The organism is Vibrio sp. JZG10 (assembly GCF_054064075.1).
Genome location: NZ_JBSUGE010000051.1, coordinates 1 through 2,324, shown reverse-complemented (window position 1 = coordinate 2,324; position 2,324 = coordinate 1). Strand labels below are relative to the sequence as shown.

3 protein-coding genes are annotated in these 2,324 nt (G+C 41.1%); all 3 read right to left on the bottom strand.

The genetic code is table 11. The annotated features are described in order from the left end of the window. Positions 1-304 precede the first annotated feature (304 nt). Positions 305-670, bottom strand: a complete 366-nt coding sequence (locus ACWYVB_RS24040; protein ID WP_052437369.1) for a T6SS amidase immunity protein Tai4 family protein — start codon at positions 668-670, stop codon at positions 305-307. Continuing rightward, positions 652-1,131: a type VI secretion system amidase effector protein Tae4 gene (locus ACWYVB_RS24035; protein ID WP_010448911.1), complete on the bottom strand. Its 480-nt coding sequence runs from the start codon at positions 1,129-1,131 to the stop codon at positions 652-654. The genes ACWYVB_RS24040 and ACWYVB_RS24035 overlap by 19 nt, the downstream gene beginning before the upstream one ends. Before the next feature lie 247 nt (positions 1,132-1,378). Then, positions 1,379-1,687: a hypothetical protein gene (locus ACWYVB_RS24030; RefSeq protein WP_104969503.1), complete on the bottom strand. Its 309-nt coding sequence runs from the start codon at positions 1,685-1,687 to the stop codon at positions 1,379-1,381. Between the last annotated feature and the right edge of the window lie 637 nt (positions 1,688-2,324).

The following is a 2,324-nucleotide window of genomic DNA, read 5'->3' as shown; positions in this document are numbered from 1 at the left end:
TCGCAGGCTCTTTGACATCTCGAATTAATGATAATTTTCAGGTTCTCAAGCCAGCATCTTCAAGTTGATTCGGTATATGTTATTCAGGCATTCCCAATCTTCAACAGGAGTCAATCAACATTCGACAGACTTCTAGAAATATCTATAGTAAATGTAATTAACAAACTAGCCACTATTATCAAGCATGTAACGCCCTGTTAAGGTGTGAGTAACGCAATACCGAAACTCCCGCATACCACCTTAAACACTAAACACAACGCATAGTAAAAATGCCACGCGTTGCGAATCACTCTTAAACAGTTTGTTATAACTCTGATTTCGCCTTAATGTACAGCTTATGAACACCGTCTGAATTAGAAAAGTCTACACAGTAAGCCAACTCGATCACGTTACCATTTTTTGATTTGTACCTAGACATATCGTCTGTGTCTAATAGCTCGCTTACCTCAAAGAACGACTCTAAAGGAAGCTCGGAGAACTCTCGATAGCCTTGCATTGCAGTTATCGCATCTTTCGCAACATCTGAGTTTTTGTAATAGGTAGCAATACAAGATGAGAGAGCGAAGTTTTTAAACAGCTGCTCATCACTTTGAGTACTGAGTGGGCTTGCGGTAACTCCGAGACTACAAAGAGCAATGCTTATACTGCTTACTAATCTTCTAATTTCCATAAATAAGCCTTTTTTGCGTCCGGAAAGTAACAGCTATCTGTACATCTTGAACCAGTCCAAATACTTGCATGACCTGATGCGTCTAACCAAGTATCTACATCAACAACTAAAATGCCCTTGTATTCAGAGAGTTTATTAGCATTGGGGTTTTGAACCACCAACTCTGGCTCACCAAATTTTTGATACAAAAAGTTGATCAAATCTTTCACACGATAAATGTACCAATTCCCCTGCCCACCGGAGACAGTTTTGTTTTTTATGTAGGGTACTTTGAAACCAGCATAGTTAAGTGCATATGACATACGTATCGCACAAGCATTCTCAAACCGCCCCTGCTCTGGTGTTAGAACATTAATATTGTGATTTACTTTACCGCCGATAATGGTACCTACTTCAGACACATCTCTGTTTACCTTAGCAAAGGCAACTTTCATTTTTAGTAGGCTAGGACGTGCTGCCATGAAAATATCTCCCTATCAGTTATTTGTGCGATAAGGTCTCACAAAAGCAGCAGTGGCAGTAACAACAAGTAAACCGTTCTCGAAGGGCTTCAAGCTTAGTTGTGTAACAATGAAACTGACAAAAGAGTTATAACGCCCTGTTAAGGGGTGAGCAACGCAATACGAAAGCTGCCGCATACCACCTTAAACACCAAAGCCAACGCTTAGTGAAAATGCCACGCGTTGCGAATCCCTCTTGAACAGTTTGTTAGCTGACAATTTCACCGAGTGCTTCTATCCATTGCTCTGGGTTCGCTACAATAAACTCGTAACACGTTTTGTTGGCTAGTTTTATGCGAAATGCATCCGTAGTGATTGGAATTACACCACCACCTTTGCCCAAGCACTTAGCTACGGTAGCAATGTCTTGGCTCTTTAATTCATATGGACCAAAGCCCAACTTTTCGTTGTACGGAATAAAAATTAAATCCGACTCCGTTAGTTCTAATTTCCCATCTGCTTTAGTCGCACCGACTTGAACTGTAGCTGTTGAAGACTTAATTACTCTATCAGACATAACGTACCCTCTTCCTTGACTTACTTTTGTCTGCTAACGCCCTGCTAAGGGGTGAACAACGCAATACCGAAGCCGCTGCAAACCACCTTAATCACTAAATTCAACGCATAGTGAAAATGCCACGCGTTGTGAATCCCTATTGAGCAGTTTGTTAGTTTGCAGACCCAAAGGGTTGATTTTACGTTGTTTTAAACTTTGCGAACAACAAAATTTATGTGCCTTGATGCATTTAAGTCAGGCGTAGTCTCAAAGCGGCTAGTCAATGAAACCACTTGGAACAAGCAACGCCGCAGAAAACGAACTCACAACACCAGAAACTGCTTTTGGAAAGGCAATCTCACAATGCGGACTTTCAACAAAGCCACTGAAACCACGTGAACTTACCACACCAGAGAAAACGTCCTCACAGCGAGTAAATCGGCTTTTGTATCAACAAACTCAACGAGCAGAGTTTCAGCAAAAAAGTTCGACTCAGTGAACCCAAAAGTCGCCGCACCAAAGAACCAATCAACCGTTGAAACGATGCCAATTTTGGATTTTTATCACGTTAATTAACACTGAAATTGAACGCCGATACGACAATTTCAACTTTGAGCTTTTACCACTAGATCTTGCGATATAGCTGCGTTTTTCCTCT